This window comes from Pedobacter sp. (genome assembly GCF_045627485.1).
Taxonomy (GTDB): Bacteria; Bacteroidota; Bacteroidia; order Sphingobacteriales; family Sphingobacteriaceae; genus Pedobacter.
Genome location: NZ_JAZQNU010000060.1, coordinates 1 through 17,871 on the forward strand (window position 1 = coordinate 1; position 17,871 = coordinate 17,871).

A 17,871-nucleotide genomic window follows, 5' to 3' on the forward strand; every position below is an offset into this window, starting at 1 on the left:
GGTGTTTATCATAAAAATCTTCTATATCATGCAGTTTATAAACTTCTTTCCAGCCACCGCCATCGAAAGGTTTCATATAAGAAGGGAAGCCGGTATAATCAAAAATGGATTCCCAGTCCAACGGAAAGGCCAGGTTACTGAAAGAATCTGCTGAAGTATCTGACGGCCGGTCGTAGGACGGAATCAGTGCTGTTTTGGGAACAGGAATTCCTAGTTTGACCGCAAGCGCATTATTAAAAAACTTCTCATCGGCACTCTGCCAAAAAGGATTATTTATTACTGCCGTTCCTGTAATGGCGGCATTTTTAAGTGCGGACCTGTAAAAAGGAACACCCTGCGATATTCGGTCCACAATCACTGCATAGCCTAAGAGTTCGGCTTGCACGATTTTATCCAGGGTCACAAATTCTGCGGTGATGCCCTCAGGGGCCAACTCATTTACATGTTTAACAAAAGCTTCTGGAAAGGATCGTTCCTCTCCGAATAGTATTCCGATCTTTTTCATTTCGTATCTATATAAAATTTTTCAGTAGTAAAGTTTGCCTAAATAACATGGAAACTGTTCACGCCAAACTACCCAGTCGTGGTCAGTATCATGCCTGATATCAAGCCAATGACTCATGCCTTTATGGTATAAAATGGACGATAAATTTTCGTTGTCATAGCGACAGACGTCTCGTTCTGCCGAACCCAGAACAATTTTTAGGTTCCAAAGTTCAGTATTATTTGCATGAGGTAAATAATCAACAGGATTATTGAAGTAAACATCATCGTTGTAAAAGCCATCCAATTGATTTCGGATGTCAAAAACGCCACTCATGCTAAATAAATGACTCACCAATTCCGGGTGCTTAAAAGCGAAATTCGCGGCATGATATCCGCCAAAACTGCATCCGGCTACTACCACCTTATTTTTGTCTGTTTCAGAAAGGGCTTTTGGCACCACCTCATCTAAAAGCATGCGCTCATACGATTGGTGATTTTTCACGCGGAGGGCAGGTGGCACGGTGTGGTTATACCAGCTTAAAGAATCAATGCTATCCGGACAAAAGATTTTAACAAGTCCGTCTTCTATAAAATGCTGAACCGAATTGATCAGCTGGAAGTCTTTGTTTTCATAATAACGTCCCTGGCTGGTGGGAAAAAGAATAATAGGGTAGCCGCTATGGCCAAAAGTGAGCATTTCGAAATCACGGCTTAAATTTGGGCTAAACCACCTCAGATACTCTTCTTTCATAATCGTTATTTGGTTTTAAAAGTTAAGCATCAACTAAATTATAAGCAAGTTTTGTTTGATAATTATTGCCGCTGTTTTTCAGCTTTCCTAATCATTTAAACTTATCCGGTAAGTTTTTATAAAGATTGGTAAATTGCAGGCTTTATGTTAATTGTCTAAATGATCAAAACTCCACATCAAATCACTTCTGCTTTTTTAAACCGCAATGTAGCGTTAGAAATCTTCCGTCCTGAACAGTCGGCGGTACAAAAACCCCTTCACTTGTTGTTATTTAACGATGGACAGGAAGCAGAGGCTTTAACACTGGGTGCTACTGCTGCTGCTTTACGCACAGCTGGAAAAATTGAGCCGCTAATGATCGTTGCCATTAAAGCAGGTCACAACCGCCTGCAAGAATATGGGGTAGCGGGTGTTCCTGATTTTATGGGCCGTGGTGCTAAGGCAGATGCATATACAAAGTTTGTGGTTAGCGAACTCCTGCCATACCTGTACAGCACTTATAAAACCTTAAATGGAGGTAAATGTGGCTTTGCAGGATGTTCGCTCGGTGGACTTTCTGCTTTCGATATTACCTGGCGCCACCCAGAATTGTTTGATTTAGCAGGTGTGTTCTCAGGAGCCTTTTGGTGGAGAAAAAAGGCGTTTGAAGACGGTTATAGCGACCAGGATAGGATTTTACATGAAATGATCCGTGAAACTGCAGGAAGTCCGGCGGTTAAATTCTGGTTAATGACGGGCACTGAAGATGAAACCTCCGATCGTAATCATAATTACATTATCGATTCCATTGATGATACGATTGATGTGATCAAGGAACTTTTAAATAAAGGTTATAAGCGTCCAGATCAGGTGTTTTACTATGAAATGGTTGGAGGGAAACACCACCCTTCCAGCTGGGCAAAAGCATTACCCCACTTTTTGACCTGGGCATTTGCCACGCCTTATTACCCTGTTTAGGTAGTCTATTGGAGCTCGTCAGACTGGTGAATAAAGATGCCTTTTTTATCAGTCAGCGATTGCCTTAACATGGCGGCTGCAACCTTTTCAATTTTCACACTCCGGTATTTTCTTAAACCGCCAATCAATAAAGGGTTTATCACTCGCATAACATAGATCATCAGTTCTTCGCCAAAACGCTGTTCTTTACGTTTACCATCCAATAAAGAAGGGCGATAGATGTGAATAGTTTTAAAAGGAACGGTTTTTAAATCCCTTTCTACTTCCCCTTTCAACCTTGAATAGAAGATACTTGAATGCGGGTTGGCACCCATGGCCGATACCAGGTGGTATTGCGAAGCACCGTTAGTGTAAGCAATCCATGCCATGTCAAGTGGGTATTGATAGTCAATTTTGCGGTAATCTTCCTGGTTTGGCGTCTTTTTCTTGGTGGTACCCAGGCAGCAAAACACCACATCGACCTTCAGTTTTTCTGCATACTCTCTTAGTTTGTCAAAATCTACCACTAGCACGGTTAACTTGGGGTGTTGCAGATCTAAAGGTTTACGAACCAGAATAAGAACTTCGGTAAAGTGAGGGTTTTCCAGAAGTTGCTTTAATAAACTGCTTCCAATCAATCCGCTTGCACCAAGTAAAACTGCTTTCATAAAGTTTCTATAAAATTGTTTATTATTTAACCATAACGCTATCAAAAACTTAAAGTTAATGCTTTTTACATGCGGTTAGTCTCAAGTGGTTTAGTTAATGTAATAACAAGTAATGGTTAACAAAGTTTAGCACATTTAAGATGCAAATACGTAACATCTAGGCTTATATATTAAAATAAATCGATACCTTTGCGCAAAATTCACAAGGCATTATATGCAAAAAATTAGAAATATAGCTATTATAGCACACGTTGACCACGGTAAAACCACATTGGTTGATAAAATTTTACATACCTGTTCTATCTTTCGCGATAACGAACAAACAGGTGATCTGATACTTGACAATAACGATTTAGAACGTGAGCGGGGAATTACTATTGTTTCCAAAAATGTTTCCGTAAAGTACAAGGATTATAAAATTAATATTATCGATACACCTGGTCACGCCGATTTTGGTGGTGAAGTTGAACGTGTGTTAAAAATGGCTGATGGTGTGGTATTGCTTTGCGATGCTTTTGAAGGTGCAATGCCGCAAACGCGTTTCGTAACGCAAAAAGCATTAGCTCTTGGTTTAAAGCCAATTGTTGTTGTTAATAAAGTAGATAAAGAAAACTGTCGTCCAGAAGAAGTTTATGAGCAAATCTTTGAATTGTTCTTCAACCTGGAAGCTACTGAGGATCAATTAGACTTTCCTGTAATTTACGGTTCTTCTAAACAAGGTTGGATGAGCACTGACTATAAAGTTCCAACAACTGATATTTTCCCGTTATTGGATTGCATCATTGAAAACATTCCTGCTGCACCAGAAAACGAAGGTACTTTACAAATGCAAATCACCTCTTTAGATTATTCATCTTTCGTAGGTCGTATTGCAATAGGTCGTGTACATAGAGGTTCAATCAAAGAAAATCAACCGGTAACCTTAATTAAACGTGATGGTAAAGTGGTTAAATCCCGCGTTAAAGAACTATATACTTTCGAAGGTTTAGGTAAAATTCGTACCACTGAAGTAAAATCAGGTGATATCTGCGCAGTTGTAGGTATTGATGGTTTTGATATCGGTGATACTATTTCTGACTTTGAAGCACCAGAACAACTTCCGGTTATCTCTATCGATGAGCCAACCATGAACATGTTGTTCACCATTAACAACTCTCCATTTTACGGTAAAGAAGGTAAATTTGTAACTTCTCAACGTATTAAAGAACGTTTATACAAAGAGATGGAGAAAAATCTTGCCCTTAAAGTGGTAGAGACTGAATCTCCTGATGCTTATTTAGTTTACGGAAGGGGTATTCTGCATTTATCTGTATTAATCGAGACCATGCGTCGCGAGGGATATGAGATTCAGGTAGGACAGCCACAGGTTATTGTTAAAGAGATTGACGGTAAAAAATGTGAGCCAATTGAAACCTTAATCGTAGATGTACCTGCTGAAGTATCTGGTAAAGTAATTGAACTGGTAACACAACGTAAAGGTGAGTTATTGGTTATGGAGCCAAAAGGCGATTTACAACACTTAGAATTTGAGATTCCTTCACGTGGTATCATCGGTTTAAGAAATAACGTATTAACAGCTACTGCTGGTGAAGCGATCATGGCTCACCGTTTCAAAGCTTATGAGCCTTGGAAAGGTGTAATCCCTGGAAGATCTAACGGTGTGTTAATTTCTATGGATAAAGGTGCTACAACAGCTTACTCTATCGATAAATTACAAGATCGTGGTCGTTTCTTCGTTGATCCGGGTGTTGATATTTATGAAGGTCAGATCGTGGGTGAGCACATCCGTGATAACGATTTAGTGGTAAACATCACAAAAGGTAAAGCTTTGACCAATATGCGTGCATCTGGTACAGATGATAACACTCGTATTGCTCCAGCTATTAAATTCTCCTTAGAAGAAGCTATGGAATATATCCAGGCTGATGAGTATATCGAGATTACGCCTCTAAGCATGCGTATCCGTAAAATTTACCTTAATGAAAATGAGCGTAAAATAAATGCAAAAAAATTCCAGTCATAAGCTGATCGGAATTTGATAAGTATATAAAAAGCTGCTCCAAAAGGGCAGCTTTTTTTTTGCAAGCAATATCTTGCAAAACCGTTAAATTTATGTCACCTTATTCACAGGGGCGTCCTTACCGCGGTATCTTTTATAAATTTGATACGATGGAATCATTACAAGGAAAAAATGCCCTCATCACTGGTGCGGGTAAAGGAATAGGCCGCGCTTTGGCCAGGGCTTTAGCACAGGAAGGCGTAAATGTTGGTTTGGTAGCCAGAACTCAGGCAGACTTAAACCAAGTTGCAGACGAATTAAAAGAATATGGTGTAAAGACGGTAACCGCCGTGGCTGATGTAGCTGATATAGAAGCTGTAAATGCAGCTGTGGCGACTGTAAAAGAAGCGTTGGGCCCTATTGATATCCTGATAAACAATGCAGGAATTAGCAGTTTTGGATCTTTTATGGAACTTGATCCGGCACGTTGGGAGCAGATTGTAAAAGTAAACCTATTCGGTCCTTATTATGTTACCCGTGCAGTATTGCCTGATATGATTGAAAGAAAAACAGGCGATATCATTAACATCTCTTCTACAGCAGGTAAAAATGGTAATGCAGTAACGAGTGCTTACAGTGCATCGAAATTTGCATTAATCGGTATGTCTGAATCCTTAATGCAGGAAGTGCGTAAACATAACATCAGAGTGAATACGCTAATACCTAGTACCATCGCCACAGATATGGCTAAAGATTTAAAATTAACTGATGGTAATCCGGAACGCGTGATGCAGGCAGAGGATTTTGCCGAGCTGATCGTTTCACAATTAAAGTTAAACCGCAGGGTTTTCGTTAAAGAATCCGCCATTTGGTCTACAAATCCATAAAATAGGCTTGCTTTTAAAATCGCTATGTCTGTTCTAAGTCTGAAAACTTTTACCAGAAGGGGTAAAAGCCTTTAAGCTTTTTCACAGACATAGTGATTTTTTTGTGCAAGTGAAGGGTGTAGTCCGGTAAAGGACCTTAATTGAAATCCAACAAAGGCTGAGTTAAGCGTGTTGTCCTGAATGTACACCCTCTGCAAATTCTTCCACTATTTTGTCGCAAAAAGCAGGCAGGTCTTTCGGGCTGCGGCTGGTTACCAAACCCTGATCAACCACCACTTCTTCATCTACCCAATTCGCACCTGCATTTTTAAGGTCAATGCTGATATGTGGGATCGATGTTAACTGGCGACCTTCTACTACTTCTGCCGAAATCAGGATCTGAGGGGCATGGCAAATGGCTGCCACAGGTTTCCCCGCTTCAAAAAAAGCTTTTACAAACTTTAGGGCATCCTCATTTTTACGCAGCGTATCAGGATTCAATACCCCGCCTGGTAACAGCAATCCATGATAATCGCTGGCATCTGCTTCAGCAATTGTTTTGTCTACATCAACTTCAATGGTCCAGTCTTTATCGCCTTTCATGGCCTGTATTTTTCCGCTTTCTTCAGATATAATATGCACAGTTGCATTTTCCTCTTTCAAGCGTTGTACTGGTACTGTTAATTCTGATTCTTCAAAACCGTCTGCAGCTAATACCGCTATTTTTCTATGCGTTAGTTGTCCCATGATTTTATATTTTTAAATAAAACGTTCAATTAGTTCTATATAAAGACAAATCAGGAAAAAGATTGTTTTTAGAATGCTTTAATCATTGGTACGGCGATGTTTAACGAAGTATTTACCCAAATTCAATGCAATTACCCCATGATTGATCAGGTTAGGAATGACGCCATAATACTTGGTAAAAATGCGAAAACGCTCTTTTAAACTGGCCAGGTGTTTCTGTTTAGATACGCCACCCACGAGGTATTTGGCGACGTAAAGGTGCGTGTTTACAATTTTCTTAGACTTTTTCGCTGCCCGGATAATCCAGTCGACATCGGCACTGTAGTGGTACTGCAGGTCATATGGTTCGCAAAGCGACCGCTTAATATAGATGGCCTGGTGGCTCACGTTCATGCCATATTTAAAACTTTTCCAGTTGAAGATTTCCGGTGCCTGGTGCCGGCGCTGTCCTAAACTTTCCCAATTCTGGTTGTACATTTCAGTTTCCCCATAATAAATATCTGCATCAGGGGAGCTGTTAAATACCTGTTCCACAGTGTCGGGGGCATAAATTTCATCACCAGAGTTCATGAATAGTACATAGTCGCCGGTGGCAAGTGCAAGGCCCTTATTCATTGCATCGTAAATGCCTTTGTCTTTTTCAGAAACTACAACAGCCAATTCCTCTTTGTAGCGGTTAATTACTTCCAATGTTCCATCCGTACTGGCGCCATCAATCAAAATGTATTCGATGCGGGGGTAAGTCTGGTTTAACACGGAGCACATGGTACGTTCAATATCGCGTACATTATTGTATACAATTGTAATGACACTTAATAAAGGCTGCATTCGGGGGCAATTAATGAGGGTGTAAGTTGATCAGCGACTGGTAGAGGCTGAGGTGTTTGTCGGCAATTACAGAGGGTGCAAATTCAGTTAGTATGGTTCTCCGAGCTTCTTTCTGAATTTCCTCGCGGTTTTTCATGTGGTATAACCATTCCATGCCATTGGCTAAATCCACCGCAGATTCATAAGTGGCCAGGAAACCATTTTCCTGATGTTTTACCATGTCAGGAATGCCCCCGGTTTTAAAAGCGATTACAGGTGTTGCGCAAGCTAAGCTTTCCATAACCGTGTTCGGTAGGTTATCTTCCAGAGAAGCGCTTAAAAAAGCGTCAGCCGCAGAATAACACTTCGCCAGGTGATCGTCATTACTAATGGTACCCAGAAAAGTTGTTTTAAAGGGGAAATCAGGCATCACTTTCTGGTCCTTGTTCCCAAAAATTATCAGTTCGATATTTTCTTTCTTGACGCCCGGTCTTTTGCTAAACTTTACTAAAGCCTCCAGCAGGTAGGCCGTACCCTTATGTTTGTCGTTTTTTGAGGGCATAAAACCACTCATCAACACAAATTTTTCAGGAGCAATTTTAAGAATCTTTTTGGCCTCCGCTTTCACATAAGGTTTAAATACATCCGTTTCGATGGTATTGGGAATCACCATCGCCTGGCGGGCTCCCATTAAACTGCTAAATTTAACCGAGTTATACATCCAATGGCTAGGCGCCACAATGTGAAAGTTAAGGTTAGCATAGGATTCCCTTTTACGCTTCCAGGTTTGCCTGGACAGGTCATTTTTTCCACTGGATCTTAATAGGGGACAGAAACCACATTCTTTATGATAGTTTTCACAAGAATAACGCACATGGCATCCACCGGTAAAGGCGTTACTGTCGTGAAAAGTCCATACCATTGGTTTGTCCAGATCTTCAAGTTGTGCCAACACCCTGGGCGATAAAAAACCATGGTTAATCCAGTGCAAATGTATAATGTCGGCTTGTTTAACTTTGGGGTGTTTAATCACCGAACGTCCGAACCATTGAAGGGAAAAGGGCGTTTTCATCGCTTTAACGAAGAGTTTAACAAGGTAACGTTCTGCAAGGATGTTAAAGATGGCCAGTGCTTTTTGGAAAGGTGTTTTGCTGAAGGGGATGGTTTTCGAGCTTTCTTTAAACTGGTAAAACACCATCACTTCAGAATCTGTACCGTTAGCATTTAAAGCGTCATTCAGGCGTAAACATGCCCTTCCGGCGCCGCCGTTTCCTTCGTATGTGTTTAAGTGGATGACCTTCAATTTTTTCTCCAAATCAATGTTGTTTCTCAAAATTACATATAATTGCCAATCTTTATTAAAAAGTCTTTGTGTATTTTTGCTTGTCAGGCGCGTTGAAGGAGCCTGTTCCAGGGCATCACTATTTTCAACCCTCATTAAGGCTTACAGAACAATAAAAATAAAGGATAAATGGATAACCAATTAACTGACAGGGCGTTTTGGGTAAATTATTGGGAGAATAAAACGGACCTGGCGGTTAACATTCCGGCCGATTACCTCTTTCACCAGCAACTGGCAGCTATAGTTAAACAGCAAAAGGTAAAAACAGCCATTGAACTGGGTGGTTTCCCAGGTTATTACGCAGTTTTCTTAAAAAAGTATCTAAAGCTTGATGTTACCCTCCTTGATTATTTTGTGCATCCACCCATCACCAGGAATCTGCTACAAACCAATGGCCTGCAGGAAAACGATATCCATATCATAGAAACAGATCTTTTTAATTATACACCTGAGAAAACATATGACCTGGTACTCTCCTGTGGACTTATTGAGCATTTCAACGATACCGCTGATATCATTAACCGCCACATCAACTTCGTAAAACCCGGCGGCACCTTGTTTTTAACCTTGCCAAATTTTAACGCGTTGAATGGCTGGTTCCAGAAGACTTTTGATAAAGCCAATTACGATAAACACAATATTGACTGCATGGATCCGGCACTATTAGCCGAGATCTGTAGAAAGGCAGGATTGGAAGTAATACAATCCAGGTATTTCGGTAATTTTAGTTTATGGTTGGAGAATGAAAAAGAAAAACCTGCTGCGGTACGTGTATTTAAAAAGGCGGTATGGTTTGCCGGTAAGGTGTTCACAAAAGTTATCCCTTTTAACTCCAGAGCACTATCGCCCTACATTTTGGTCGAAGCGCGTAAACCGCTTTAGAATTTGAGGAATTTTTCGTTGACAAACCTCTTTATGCGTTCCCACAAATTTCCTTTTCTATGGGTAAGGAATTCTTTGATGGCTACATAAGCCGCCTTATTTTCCTTTATCTCTTGCGGAAACTGGGTAATCCGCTTAGGATTAATAATTACATTGTAAATGTCGTTGATCCCCGAATGGATACCGGAGCCGTCATGACCGATGTTGTTTACTAAGGATTGTGCGGGATTTAAGGTTAATCCCTCTTTTAAAAATATTGATGCATACCAACGGATGGCCCAACTATTATTTTTTCCTTTTTTAAATTCAATCATTTGCTTCCAGAAATTCATCTTCCCATCAATAGAGAAGTTGAATATTTTCTTTTCATCAAATTGCGAAATTAACGTATCAATATTAGGCTCGAAATTTAACCATGCTCTCTCCCATGTTGCCCATCCCCAGCTGGTAGCAGCCCGGTAAAAAAAAGTTTCGGGTAAATCTTTATTGTTCAAAGGGTACATGTAGGCCCCTAAATGCATCACTTTATCCTTTTCCTTGTAGCGCGTCAACCCTTCATTAAAATAGGTGAGTGTATGTGGAGAGGTAATCAGGTCGTCTTCAAAAACAATCACTTGTTTATAGGTTTTAACCAGCCTGCTCACGCCATCAATAATGGAATCTGCCAGGCCAAAATTTTTGGTGCGCCTGATAATTTCTACCGATTTAAAACCATCAATATTTTGCAGCAATTCCCTTACTTCTTGTACACTGGCTTCATCTTCCTGGCTTTTTGCCCCATCAGAAAACACAAATAGCCTGCTTTCTGCCGCCAAAGTATTCTGTTGCAGAAACTTTAAGGTACGGGCAGTATGTTTTGGACGGTTATAAACAAAAAGGGCAATGGGTGCAAAATTCTGCATATATTAGATAGCTAAGCAGTTCTCTGGTTTATAAAAAACGGATGTGGCCTTTAGGTAGAAAAGTCCTGGTGAAATGCCACTAAAAGATAATTCTTTAAAACCATGGCTTTTCAAAATTTGGCGTGCCTCGTTGTATTCTGGGCGTTCGGAATCATCCAGTACTAATACGCCCTGCGGACTTAATGCATTGATGCTCTCTTTGCAGCAGTTTACCCGGTCGCGGCCATCCACGATGATGATATCAAATTGCTCGCCAAGAAGGACCGCCTTTTTGCTGTATTCACCACCTTTTTCCAGTTTCGTATAAATCATTGTTGCATTTTGAGGTTTGGTGCTCAAAATTTTGTTGTACCAGTTTTCATCATGCTCCACAGAAACCACCTGGGCAACGCGTTTCGCATAAAACAGGGTAGAACTGCCCGATCCATATTCAAATACCTTTTGTGTATGGTTTAGGCGGTCTTTAATAAAATCGATAAAGCTGTAGGTTACCCAGGGAAGGGGTTCGCCGTTGGCATCAACAGCTTCCTGGCTGTCGAAAGCTTTGAACCATCCAATACTAGCCAGATAACCTTTATGGCCGTAAGACAAGAGTGCGTGTAGCCTATTTGGCTTGGAAATCAGGGTAGCTAATGCTTTAATTGTGCTCAAAGTGTTTTGATTTTTTGAAATGCCGAGATCAAAAATAACGATTTTAACATCACAATGCCTTGTTCTCTGGTTCGCGGAATGAATAAAATATAGAAAGTGGATATTATGCAGGCGATAAGTGTAGCTATAGATGCGCCTATACCTCCGTATAAAGGGATTAGCCAGAAGTTGAGTAATATGTTTACAATGGCACCGGCTGCAGTACGTTGCAGTGAAAGCATGGTGTAACCCTCTGCCAATAAGTATTGCGAGCTTGCTGTTCCAAGGAACACGAACACCCCTGACCAGATGTGTATGCTAAACATGGGGCCAGCACCTTCATATTGGTTACCGTATACCAGGTGAATAAGATCTGTGCTAAAGAAACTAAAAAACAAAGCCACGGGCAGACTTATATAAACCAAAAGATCGTATAAATTAGAAAGCCGCTTTTTATAACGCTCTGGATCATTAAGTCTGGCATTGACAAGTGCAGGGAATACGGAAGTCACAATGGCAAGGGGAATAAAATACCAGGCTTCAGATATCTTTACCGCGGCGCTATAAATCCCTACTTCCTCACTTCCTACACTTTTTAGCATCACCTGGTCAATTTTCATGTAGATGGATACCATTAACGCTGAAAAAATCAGGGGGAAGGATAATTTTAGTAAAGACTTTGCCCGCTGTATGCTGAAAGTCCACTGCCTGATGTCAAACCCTCTTTTTTGGTACATCCAAACCAAACCAAAGGCCAGGATAAAAGCATCAAAGGATAACGCCACGGCAAACCAGACTAATGGCATTTTTAGCCAGACAAGTAGCACTTTGACAATTGCAGAAATAACAAGGCAGGCATTTTGCACCTGAACCACATATTTAGATTGAACCTGCGATTGGAAATAAGAATCTATGACATTAAAGGACTTAAAAAGTGAAGCCAGAGAAAGTAAAGTTACAATAAGGGTAAGTGGTGTGCCTGGTTTAGCAGAAAGATAGTGAAAGGTAAGGTAAACGCCGATGCATAATGGAATGAGCAGGGCATTTACCATCAAACGCATGCCCAGAGCCGTGCCCAGGATTTCGTTTTTGCGCTGAGGTTGTTTAATAATCTCCCTGATGATGAAACTGTCTAGTCCTAGTGTACCTACTGCAGCAATAATTGCGGTTAAGGCTTCGGCAAAGCTAAGGTCTCCAAAATTAACGGGCCCCAGGTACCTTATGATGATTAGGTTAACGGCCAGGCTGAATATCTTTCCAAACATGAGCCAGCTGGTATTCTTGAAATATTTTTGAAAAGCAGCCTCGTCAAAACCTTTGATACTCGGGATGTTCATTAATTTACTTTGTTTTACATGAGGTAAGCATTGTCGGAAAGCTAATGCTGTAGCTTTCTTGTGCTAACTAATTCATTTTATACCCTAACTGATTATCAACTCGTTTTAATTGTTTAAGGTGATGCCTCAGGTGAATTCCAATGAAGCGCAACCACTGGCTGGCATTCAAGTATCCCAAACGCGGGTGTTTGCTTTTTACCTTGGGATTAGCCTTGGCTGATTTTACACGCGTGGCTTCCAGCGCTTCCGTAAATTGTTTGATCAGGGCTGTGGCTTCTGCTTTGGTAATCACCTTGACCCGGCCTTCGAGCATTTCTGGCGTTTTAAACCTGATTCCTGGAGGAAAAGCGCCAAAGAATAAGATCAGTTTAGTAACGAATGGGGTTGGACGATTGGAACCACGACCTTCCAGGCATTCATTCAGCGCTATTAAGGATAATAGACTCGCATCGAAAATGTGATCATATACTTCACTCGCCGACCAGCCACCCTGAGGAGGCGCCTGGGAAAACTGGCTTTCGGGCAGGCTGTATAGCTTGCTGCGATAAGCTTCAACTGCCCGCTGAAGCGAATAAAATTCTTTGATATTCCCCATTATGCGATGTTTTAAAGTCCATCATTTAAAATAGTAGCATCAATTCTTCCAGGTGTACAATTTGCTGTTTTACATCCGCAGGTTTGTCACGGTTAAGTGGATTAAAGAAAATAGCCCGCATACCGAAATCCTGTGCACCACGCACATCTGCTTCAAGGCTGTCGCCAATCATGATACTTTCCTCTTTTAACGCACCAGCCTTATTTAAGGCATATTGAAATACGGCCTTATCTGGTTTGTTCACACCCACATCCTCAGAAATGATCACCTGATCAAAATACATATTTAAATTTGAAAGCTTCATTTTTGTTAAAGTAGTTTCTTTAAAGCCGTTAGAGATGATATGCAGTGTGTATTTCCGTTGCAGGTAGGCCAATACTTTTTCTGATCCTTCAAATAGGTTGGTTTTCGTTGGACTGATCCTGACATAGTCTTCCTCAAATTGCAGGGGTACCAGTTCAGGCGCTACGCCTAACTCTTCAAAAGTCTTGCTAAAACGTTGTGAACGTAATTCTTCCTTGGTAATTTTCCCTAAGTGGTACTCTGCCCAAAGTTGGTGGTTATTTTCGGTATAGGTTTGAATAAAGTTTTGCGGAGAGTCTAATCCTAAAGATGGAAGGTTATAATGATTAAACAACTCCATGAGGGTTTCCTGCGCATTTCGGTCAAAATCCCAGATGGTATGATCCAGGTCGAAAAAAATATGTTTAATCATGTTTATAATTTACTGCCGTAAGCTAAGTCGCCGGCATCACCTAAGCCGGGCACAATGTAAGATTTGCTGGTCATTTCCTCGTCTATGGCACCGACCCAGATTTTAGCCTTAGGTAAATTCGCCCTTACATGACGTATGCCTTCCGTACTGGCAATAGCAGCCACGATATGTAACTCTTTAACTGGAAAACGATGGGTCAGTTCTTTGCAGCATAATACCATGCTCAAGCCGGTTGCCAGCATAGGATCGGCCATAATCAATACTTTTTCCGTAAGGTCAGGAGTGGAAATGTGTTCAATCTGGATGTTAAAACCACCGCTATTGTTAGACTTGCGAATGGCGCTTATAAAAGCACTCTCAGCGCCGTCAAATACGTTTAGCAAACCTTTATGCATGGGTAAACCAGCACGCATAATAGTGGCCAGAACGGGTTGCTCTTTAAGTTGTTTACATTTTGCAATCCCTAAAGGGGTTTGTGTTTCACAATCTTTATAAGTAAGGGTTTTGCTGATTTCATAGGCAAAAAATTCCCCCAGTCTTTCCAGGTTCTTGCGAAAGCGCATAGCGTCTTTCTGGATGTTTTCATCTCTGATCTCAGAGAGAAATACATTGGCAATAGAATTTATTTTACTCAGGTCGAAGATCATTCGGTAAAGATAAAAAATTGCTTAACATTTCTCTATACAGCTTCTGCGCATATTTGCCTTTTCGGGGTTGCGTTAATGTATCCTGGTGCCATACAACGTAAAACTGGCCATTCATCAGTTTTACCATGTCTACCATGTTTTTCCATTTGTTCAGCACTGAATCTGTGCGCATCATTTTATCTGCAGTTAGGCATAAGTCGTTGATCGCTATCGGGTGAACCATGAGGTGTGTGGTTTTCTCAAGCTGTAAATCGTACCATAAAAAGGGGGTACAAGTGCCAGCCCTAAAGCCAGGAGTGTTTTGATAACCCATACGGTAATCGTTTCTGGTTCCTGTTTTAAGTAATTGCAAATAGCTATTGGGTAAATCAGCCTGGCCATCTGCCTCGCCATTTTCGTTATCTGGAGACTGGTAAAAAAAGAGTCCCTTTAGATGGTATTTGTCCTGCTCGGTTTTAAGAAATTCATAAATCTCAGCACTCTGATTGGCCTCAGCAACATTGCGCTTCAAAACCGCTTGTACTTTCCTTATCAATTGCCTCGCTGATTTGAGGAAGCTTGAGGAATATTTTGACCCGGGAAACATACAGGTAATAGGTACGAAATTGAAGCTCTTTTTGCCGAAGTACAGGCTGGGGTGCTTTTTAAGCAGAATGTTTTTTAGAATCATTGCCCAGCCATCGATCACCGGAATTTGCAACAGTTTCAAACGACTTTGCAGACTAATCTCTGCAGGGTAGTGCCCTTCGTCATCAGGATTAAAGTGAATATATTCCTCATATCGGCTGATGAAGTAAAAAGATGCCGCAAAGGGGTCAAAAGGCAGGGTGCCACCATTAACAGCAAAGGGCACAATGGTATCGCCAAATGCTGTGGTTTTAAAAGCGGTACGGATAATGTTATGCCCAAGCAACAAGTCTGCATTTTTAAAATGAATCTCGTCGGTTATGGCCTGGTTGCAATAACTTATTTTGGGCAGGTTCGAGTCTTTAAATTCCTGTATATTAGTGCAGAACCCTATTTCAGTTTTTAGGACATCATGGAAGATAAAGTTGAAAATGTACTTTATTCGGGGTGTGAGTTGGGGTACATAGGCAAGTAGCTTCATGATGCTCATAAAAATAGGATATTAACATCACATTTAGGTAATCGGATTTCCTTATCTTTGGAGTTATAGATATTTTTTATTGTGAAGAATAATAAAAGGAACTAGATGAAATTTAAACTTGTCTCGGATTACAAACCTACCGGCGATCAGCCAAATGCCATAAAACAGTTGGTAGAAGGGATAAACAATCAAGAGCATTATCAAACCTTATTGGGGGTTACAGGTTCGGGTAAAACCTTTACCATGGCCAATGTGATTGAACAGACACAAAAGCCTACGCTCATTTTAAGTCATAATAAAACGCTGGCCGCACAGTTATATGGAGAATTTAAACAGTTCTTTCCAGAGAATGCAGTCAATTACTTTGTTTCCTATTATGACTATTACCAGCCTGAGGCTTATATGCCCAGCAGTAACACCTATATAGAAAAAGATTTAAGCATTAATGAGGAGATTGAAAAGCTGCGGTTACGTACCACCTCTGCTTTAATGTCGGGCAGGAGGGATGTTATCGTTGTTTCCTCCATTTCCTGTATTTATGGTATGGGAAATCCCGAGGATTTCTCCCGCTCTGTGTTCCGTTTTGGAGTAGGTACTAAAATTTCAAGAAATTCCTTTCTTCATAGTTTAGTGGAGATCTTATATGCAAGGACTATCAATGATTTTAAAAGGGGTACTTTTAGAGTTAAAGGTGATACCGTTGATATTTTTCCGGCCTACCTTGACAATGCCTACAGGGTATCTTTTTTTGGCGATGACATTGAAGAACTTAGTGTGATTGACCCCGTTACCGGAAAGACACTGGAGAAATTAGAAGATATGGCCATTTACCCGGCTAACTTATTCGTAACCCCGAAAGACAGGTTTGCTTCGTCCATTTGGGGTATACAGGAAGAACTGGAAATTCGTAAAAATCAGTTATTGGGCGACCGCCACTTGCTCGAGGCCAAACGCCTGGAAGAAAGGGTGAACTTCGATATCGAGATGATGAAAGAACTAGGTTATTGTTCCGGAATTGAGAACTACTCACGGTTTTTTGATGGTCGTGCTCCTGGTATGCGCCCATTCTGTTTGCTTGATTATTTTCCTGATGATTATTTAATGGTCATTGATGAAAGCCATGTGACCGTACCGCAAATCAGAGCGATGTATGGCGGCGATCGTTCACGTAAAATGTCGCTGGTGGAATACGGGTTTAGACTACCCTCGGCCCTGGATAACCGCCCATTAAACTTTGAAGAGTTTGAAAGGTTGGCGCCGCAAACGGTATATGTGAGTGCAACACCGGCCGACTATGAGTTGCAAAAATCAGAAGGTATTGTTGTGGAACAGGTCATTCGTCCAACGGGTTTATTGGATCCGTTAATTGAAGTCCGCCCGGCAATTAACCAGGTTGACGACTTGCTGGACGAAATCGATAAAACAATAAAATTGGGCGACCGTGTATTGGTCACTACGTTAACCAAACGGATGGCGGAAGAGCTAACCAAATACATGGACCGTTTGAATATAAAATGCCGTTACATCCACTCTGAGGTGAAAACACTAGATCGGGTGGAAATATTAAGAGATTTACGTTTGGGTGTATTTGATGTGTTAATTGGAATTAACCTTTTAAGGGAGGGGCTCGATTTGCCTGAAGTATCACTTGTAGCCATTCTGGATGCTGATAAGGAAGGATTCCTGCGTTCTGAACGCTCGCTGGTGCAAACCATTGGACGTGCTGCGAGGAACGACAGGGGCCGCGTGATTATGTATGCTGATAACATAACAGATTCGATGGCCAAAACCATTGAAGTGACCAATAGTAGACGAGAAAAACAAATTGCATATAACCTGGAGCATGGTATTACGCCAAAAACTGTAGGTAAAAGCAAGGAAGCGATCATGGAACAATCGTCCATGCTTGATTTCTCAGAAAATGCAACACGTGCTAAACCGTATGTGGAAGTAGATGAAGTAAGTATAGCCGCTGATCCGGTGGTACAATACATGACTAAGGCCGAGATGCAGAAATCGATCGATAAAACCCGCAAGGAAATGGCCAAAGCGGCAAAAGACATGGACTTCCTGTTGGCTGCGCGGTTAAGGGACGAAATGTTTGCAATGGAAAAAGTGTTTGAAGAACGATTTAATTAGGAAGAATACAATAATGGACGGTAAGAATAGAAAAGACATATATCCAGGTTTGCTGGTTGATATTATTTTAAAAAAGGACCAGCGAAGTGGTAAACTGACAAGGGGTGTGGTTGCAAATTTGCTCACCTCTTCAGCATTCCATTCGCGGGGTATTAAAGTGAGGTTGGAAGATGGGCAGGTAGGTCGTGTAGCACAGGTAGTTGAGGAGTAAACACATTTGTGTTACCTTTATCCTATGGCACGGCCATTGAGGGAAACAGGGAAGAATGTGTAAGTAGAATGCAATTTCTAGCGCTCCCTGTAATAATTAAAGA

19 protein-coding genes are annotated in these 17,871 nt (G+C 41.1%); 6 read left to right on the forward strand and 13 right to left on the reverse strand.

The annotated features are described in order from the left end of the window. On the reverse strand, positions 1-505 hold a 505-nt coding region (locus tag ACR2F3_RS04375; protein ID WP_432708761.1), incomplete at its 3' end, for an ATP-grasp domain-containing protein. Between the two features lie 21 nt (positions 506-526). Then, complete coding sequence (locus ACR2F3_RS04380; protein WP_432708762.1) at positions 527-1,237, reverse strand: esterase family protein; 711 nt, start codon at positions 1,235-1,237, stop codon at positions 527-529. 159 nt (positions 1,238-1,396) lie between these two features. Between ACR2F3_RS04380 and ACR2F3_RS04385 the strand changes: the two genes are divergently transcribed. Continuing rightward, the gene (locus ACR2F3_RS04385; protein ID WP_432708763.1) at positions 1,397-2,194 is read left to right on the forward strand and encodes an alpha/beta hydrolase; all 798 of its coding nucleotides are present in this window, start codon (positions 1,397-1,399) and stop codon (positions 2,192-2,194) included. Between the two features lie 5 nt (positions 2,195-2,199). Here ACR2F3_RS04385 and ACR2F3_RS04390 read toward each other — a convergent pair whose 3' ends face one another. Next, a complete protein-coding gene (locus ACR2F3_RS04390) occupies positions 2,200-2,841 on the reverse strand; it encodes an oxidoreductase (RefSeq protein ID WP_432708764.1) in 642 nt (213 codons plus the stop codon). 214 nt (positions 2,842-3,055) lie between these two features. Between ACR2F3_RS04390 and typA the strand changes: the two genes are divergently transcribed. Together typA and ACR2F3_RS04400 are read left to right on the forward strand one after the other, a co-directional pair. Further along, positions 3,056-4,864, forward strand: a complete 1,809-nt coding sequence (gene typA, locus ACR2F3_RS04395; protein ID WP_432708765.1) for a translational GTPase TypA — start codon at positions 3,056-3,058, stop codon at positions 4,862-4,864. 146 nt (positions 4,865-5,010) lie between these two features. Further along, positions 5,011-5,727: a 3-ketoacyl-ACP reductase gene (locus ACR2F3_RS04400; protein WP_432708766.1), complete on the forward strand. Its 717-nt coding sequence runs from the start codon at positions 5,011-5,013 to the stop codon at positions 5,725-5,727. Positions 5,728-5,889: 162 nt separating this feature from the next. Here the strand turns inward: ACR2F3_RS04400 and ACR2F3_RS04405 are convergent, their stop codons facing one another. From ACR2F3_RS04405 to ACR2F3_RS04415, 3 genes are all read right to left on the reverse strand, one after another. Next, positions 5,890-6,453 carry a type 1 glutamine amidotransferase domain-containing protein gene (locus ACR2F3_RS04405; protein ID WP_432708767.1) on the reverse strand — a complete coding sequence of 188 codons (564 nt, stop codon included), beginning with the start codon at positions 6,451-6,453 and terminating at the stop codon, positions 5,890-5,892. Positions 6,454-6,531: 78 nt separating this feature from the next. Continuing rightward, on the reverse strand, positions 6,532-7,281 hold the full coding sequence (locus tag ACR2F3_RS04410; protein ID WP_432708768.1) for a glycosyltransferase family 2 protein: 750 nt from the start codon (positions 7,279-7,281) through the stop codon (positions 6,532-6,534). A gap of 10 nt (positions 7,282-7,291) precedes the next feature. Beyond that, positions 7,292-8,698: a glycosyltransferase gene (locus tag ACR2F3_RS04415; RefSeq protein ID WP_432708769.1), complete on the reverse strand. Its 1,407-nt coding sequence runs from the start codon at positions 8,696-8,698 to the stop codon at positions 7,292-7,294. 33 nt (positions 8,699-8,731) lie between these two features. Here ACR2F3_RS04415 and ACR2F3_RS04420 point away from each other — a divergent pair, with 33 nt between their 5' ends. Further along, positions 8,732-9,484: a class I SAM-dependent methyltransferase gene (locus ACR2F3_RS04420; protein ID WP_432708770.1), complete on the forward strand. Its 753-nt coding sequence runs from the start codon at positions 8,732-8,734 to the stop codon at positions 9,482-9,484. Here ACR2F3_RS04420 and ACR2F3_RS04425 read toward each other — a convergent pair. The 7 genes from ACR2F3_RS04425 to ACR2F3_RS04455 all read right to left on the reverse strand — a co-directional run bounded on the left by ACR2F3_RS04425 (position 9,481) and on the right by ACR2F3_RS04455 (position 15,427). Next, positions 9,481-10,386 (reverse strand): glycosyltransferase family 2 protein, encoded by a 906-nt coding sequence (locus ACR2F3_RS04425; protein ID WP_432708771.1) that lies wholly within the window; start codon positions 10,384-10,386, stop codon positions 9,481-9,483. The two genes, ACR2F3_RS04420 and ACR2F3_RS04425, sit on opposite strands and share 4 nt — an antisense overlap. A gap of 3 nt (positions 10,387-10,389) precedes the next feature. Then, entirely contained in the window at positions 10,390-11,037 is a 648-nt protein-coding gene (locus ACR2F3_RS04430) for an FkbM family methyltransferase (RefSeq protein WP_432708772.1), read from the reverse strand. After that, complete coding sequence (locus ACR2F3_RS04435) at positions 11,034-12,353, reverse strand: flippase (RefSeq protein WP_432708773.1); 1,320 nt, start codon at positions 12,351-12,353, stop codon at positions 11,034-11,036. Before ACR2F3_RS04435 ends, ACR2F3_RS04430 begins: the two co-directional genes overlap by 4 nt. A 67-nt stretch (positions 12,354-12,420) precedes the next feature. Continuing rightward, positions 12,421-12,948 carry a DinB family protein gene (locus ACR2F3_RS04440; RefSeq protein ID WP_432708774.1) on the reverse strand — a complete coding sequence of 176 codons (528 nt, stop codon included), beginning with the start codon at positions 12,946-12,948 and terminating at the stop codon, positions 12,421-12,423. Positions 12,949-12,973: 25 nt separating this feature from the next. Then, complete coding sequence (locus ACR2F3_RS04445; protein ID WP_432708775.1) at positions 12,974-13,663, reverse strand: YjjG family noncanonical pyrimidine nucleotidase; 690 nt, start codon at positions 13,661-13,663, stop codon at positions 12,974-12,976. A 2-nt stretch (positions 13,664-13,665) separates the two neighbouring features. Beyond that, positions 13,666-14,310, reverse strand: a complete 645-nt coding sequence (gene upp / locus ACR2F3_RS04450; RefSeq protein ID WP_432708776.1) for a uracil phosphoribosyltransferase — start codon at positions 14,308-14,310, stop codon at positions 13,666-13,668. After that, entirely contained in the window at positions 14,291-15,427 is a 1,137-nt protein-coding gene (locus ACR2F3_RS04455) for a DUF7033 domain-containing protein (protein ID WP_432708777.1), read from the reverse strand. Before ACR2F3_RS04455 ends, upp begins: the two co-directional genes overlap by 20 nt. Positions 15,428-15,523: 96 nt before the next feature. On the opposite strand from ACR2F3_RS04455, the gene uvrB reads away from it, so the two are divergent. Continuing rightward, a complete protein-coding gene (uvrB, locus tag ACR2F3_RS04460; RefSeq protein ID WP_432708778.1) occupies positions 15,524-17,557 on the forward strand; it encodes an excinuclease ABC subunit UvrB in 2,034 nt (677 codons plus the stop codon). Between the two features lie 13 nt (positions 17,558-17,570). Then, positions 17,571-17,768: a YwbE family protein gene (locus ACR2F3_RS04465; protein ID WP_432708779.1), complete on the forward strand. Its 198-nt coding sequence runs from the start codon at positions 17,571-17,573 to the stop codon at positions 17,766-17,768. The last annotated feature ends 103 nt before the right edge of the window (positions 17,769-17,871 follow it).

What these genes read in the sequence shown, in the direction of transcription:
- ACR2F3_RS04445 (WP_432708775.1), bottom strand. Translation starts at nt 13,663, where the DNA reads ATGATTAAACATATTTTTTTCGACCTGGATCATACCATCTGGGATTTT.
- ACR2F3_RS04440 (WP_432708774.1), bottom strand. Translation starts at nt 12,948, where the DNA reads ATGGGGAATATCAAAGAATTTTATTCGCTTCAGCGGGCAGTTGAAGCT.
- ACR2F3_RS04405 (WP_432708767.1), bottom strand. Translation starts at nt 6,453, where the DNA reads ATGGGACAACTAACGCATAGAAAAATAGCGGTATTAGCTGCAGACGGT.
- typA (WP_432708765.1), top strand. Translation starts at nt 3,056, where the DNA reads ATGCAAAAAATTAGAAATATAGCTATTATAGCACACGTTGACCACGGT.
- ACR2F3_RS04380 (WP_432708762.1), bottom strand. Translation starts at nt 1,237, where the DNA reads ATGAAAGAAGAGTATCTGAGGTGGTTTAGCCCAAATTTAAGCCGTGAT.
- ACR2F3_RS04415 (WP_432708769.1), bottom strand. Translation starts at nt 8,698, where the DNA reads ATGAGGGTTGAAAATAGTGATGCCCTGGAACAGGCTCCTTCAACGCGC.
- ACR2F3_RS04410 (WP_432708768.1), bottom strand. Translation starts at nt 7,281, where the DNA reads ATGCAGCCTTTATTAAGTGTCATTACAATTGTATACAATAATGTACGC.
- ACR2F3_RS04385 (WP_432708763.1), top strand. Translation starts at nt 1,397, where the DNA reads ATGATCAAAACTCCACATCAAATCACTTCTGCTTTTTTAAACCGCAAT.
- upp (WP_432708776.1), bottom strand. Translation starts at nt 14,310, where the DNA reads ATGATCTTCGACCTGAGTAAAATAAATTCTATTGCCAATGTATTTCTC.
- ACR2F3_RS04400 (WP_432708766.1), top strand. Translation starts at nt 5,011, where the DNA reads ATGGAATCATTACAAGGAAAAAATGCCCTCATCACTGGTGCGGGTAAA.
- ACR2F3_RS04465 (WP_432708779.1), top strand. Translation starts at nt 17,571, where the DNA reads ATGGACGGTAAGAATAGAAAAGACATATATCCAGGTTTGCTGGTTGAT.
- uvrB (WP_432708778.1), top strand. Translation starts at nt 15,524, where the DNA reads ATGAAATTTAAACTTGTCTCGGATTACAAACCTACCGGCGATCAGCCA.
- ACR2F3_RS04420 (WP_432708770.1), top strand. Translation starts at nt 8,732, where the DNA reads ATGGATAACCAATTAACTGACAGGGCGTTTTGGGTAAATTATTGGGAG.
- ACR2F3_RS04455 (WP_432708777.1), bottom strand. Translation starts at nt 15,427, where the DNA reads ATGAGCATCATGAAGCTACTTGCCTATGTACCCCAACTCACACCCCGA.
- ACR2F3_RS04390 (WP_432708764.1), bottom strand. Translation starts at nt 2,841, where the DNA reads ATGAAAGCAGTTTTACTTGGTGCAAGCGGATTGATTGGAAGCAGTTTA.
- ACR2F3_RS04435 (WP_432708773.1), bottom strand. Translation starts at nt 12,353, where the DNA reads ATGAACATCCCGAGTATCAAAGGTTTTGACGAGGCTGCTTTTCAAAAA.
- ACR2F3_RS04425 (WP_432708771.1), bottom strand. Translation starts at nt 10,386, where the DNA reads ATGCAGAATTTTGCACCCATTGCCCTTTTTGTTTATAACCGTCCAAAA.